2 protein-coding genes are annotated in these 1,825 nt (G+C 33.5%); both read right to left on the bottom strand.

Features of this window, described 5'->3' with window-relative positions:
* Nucleotides 1-116: 116 nt before the first annotated feature.
* Nucleotides 117-650, bottom strand: a complete 534-nt coding sequence (locus U9K52_RS21140) for a hypothetical protein (RefSeq protein ID WP_322928014.1) — start codon at nucleotides 648-650, stop codon at nucleotides 117-119.
* Nucleotides 647-1,825 (bottom strand): RHS repeat-associated core domain-containing protein (locus U9K52_RS21135; RefSeq protein WP_322928013.1); only part of this gene is annotated, 1,179 nt, incomplete at its 5' end. The genes U9K52_RS21140 and U9K52_RS21135, both read right to left, overlap by 4 nt.

Here is a 1,825-nt window from a genome sequence, read left to right as displayed (position 1 = left end):
TTTGTCCCGTCGGCACGGTAAGATAAGAAGTTTTATGAAAACCCACCGCAAAGCGGTGGGTTCTTATTATGTTACCGGCACGAGCGGACGCTCGCGTCAGCGGGGTGAAAATCGGATTATTTTTTATAGGGTTTTCCTAAATACTCTTTTGGGGGTTTTATAACTGGTAAATTATATTCTTTAATTGGATAAAAATATTTTCTTAAATCTCCTTTTCTAATTAATTCTAAGTGGTTTAAGTCTTTTATCTTATACATTACTCCCTTTTGATAATCATTCCCATTATAAAAATCTAAATATTCAGAAACATCATTTTGTTTCAATCTATTTGGGGTTTTAATGATTTTAAAACTAGGATTATATGGTTTAGTAATTATAATTTTACAACAGTCGGTATAAAATGTTCCTTCTTTTTTTATCATAAAAGTAGGTTTTATAACATTCTCATATTTTACAGACATTATTATTAATGTATCATATCTATTTAATACATAAAACAATCTGTCACTTTCTGAGATTTCTTGATGAATAATATCTGTGCCCTCAATAATTTTGTTATATATTTCATCAGATACAAAATAAGGATTTTTCACTTCTTTTTTACAAGAATATAATAACACAAATATTAACATTAATACTATTTTTTTCATTTTCTTAATGTTTTTAAATCGATTTTACCATTAACAGGCATTGGTCTAATTACGCCAGGTTTTCCTGGATAGAATTTAGCCGACGTCTCATTGTAATAATTATATTCCCAAAGATGTTTATTCTTTTGCGAATAAACAAAATGTCTAGGATAATTTCTGTTTTTTGCAAATTTGGAATCGATCCAAGCAGCAGATCCATAATCTCCTTCATTCATGCTATTGACAGGAGATGGAAAGGTTACATTTCCAGGGTGAGTATGAATCTCAAAAGAAAGTTTAGATATTCCTTGATATAAAATACTGTTTGGTGTCATATCTTCAGAATGCCCTGTCCAAAGGGCATAGGTCATATTTTTACCAGTGTTATATCCCGCAAGTCCCCATTCAACGTTAGAATTGTTAGCAGCAAATAAAAATACATTGGCTGCATCAGAAGCGTTAGTAGTGCGAGCTCGATTTATCCCTAAAGGAAATGCTTTTTCACGAACATCATTAAAACGTGTTGAATTATCAGGAATACCTCCTTTGGCTAAGTCTCCAATAATTGAGCTATCTGATGCTTTTGTTTTTTTAACAGTAACGCTTTTGGATTTGTCAACTTTTCCGTTTTTATCTGTAGCATACAAAGTATCTGATTTATCGTTGTTCCTTTCTATAAGTTGAACTTGACCATTTTGCAGAAGTTTGTAATCATTTTTTACATCCATCCCATCTGGGTCATAATTGGCAATAGGATCATTCATTACATAATTATAAGGACTATATGAATGAAATTTTTCCGCGAGCGGATCGACAACACCCCATCTTCCGATATCCGGCATATAAAACCTTGCTCCATAATCATACATTCCCGTTTCCTGCAGCTCCTTTCCGTTGTACTTATAATTATAGTTTGTTCCAAAATCATTTAATAAAGACCCGTCATTATACCCCTGATGCTTCAATCCGAAAGGATGGTAGTTGCTTTCTTCCAAAACAGCGATTCCTCCGCCATCTGCTGCATTGTAGCTCAGCCTTACATTACCCAGATGATCTGTGTAGTTGTATACATATTCTCCTCTTTCCGCATTATAAAATCCTTCTGCTGTCGGGAAAAATTTCAGCTTCTCATTTTCATACTGAAATCCGTTCAGATAGTCTGTCGTTGTGTAGCCAAAGACCTTCTGCGCTTTTGT

Source organism: Chryseobacterium sp. MHB01 (assembly GCF_034651565.1).
GTDB lineage: Bacteria > Bacteroidota > Bacteroidia > Flavobacteriales > Weeksellaceae > Chryseobacterium > Chryseobacterium nepalense.
This window is presented reverse-complemented; position numbering and strand designations above follow the sequence as displayed.